We start from the raw sequence: 359 nt of genomic DNA, 5'->3' as shown, positions 1-359 counted from the left end.
AACAAAAACGCGTTGTTACGCCGGGGCAAAACGAAAAATATTATCTGGCCGGTGCATTACACAGCAACACGGGAAAAGTCAGTTACGTCGGCGGCAGCAGCAAAAACTCGGGGTTATTTATCGACTTGTTGAAACACCTCAAGGGGACGTATCGGCGGGCAAAAAGCATCACCCTGATCGTTGATAATTACATCATCCATAAAAGTCGAGAAACGCTTCAGTGGCTGAAGAAGAACCCTAAATTTACTGTTATTTATCAACCTGTCTACTCGCCATGGGTGAACCACGTAGAACGGTTATGGCAGGCATTACATGACACGATAACCCGGAATCATAGCTGCCGTTCGATGTGGCAATTA

Annotated in this window: 1 protein-coding gene; it reads left to right on the top strand. The window is 46.0% G+C overall.

Features of this window, described 5'->3' with window-relative positions; all coding sequences use genetic code 11:
• Window positions 1-359 (top strand): IS630 family transposase (locus AC2A1E_RS24360; RefSeq protein ID WP_484385901.1); only part of this gene is annotated, 359 nt, incomplete at both ends.

The sequence above is a fragment of the Serratia sp. HNCC26DJ206 genome (assembly GCF_057180605.1).
The sequence above is the reverse complement of the archived record's forward strand: the minus strand, read 5'-3'. Positions and strand labels throughout refer to the sequence as shown.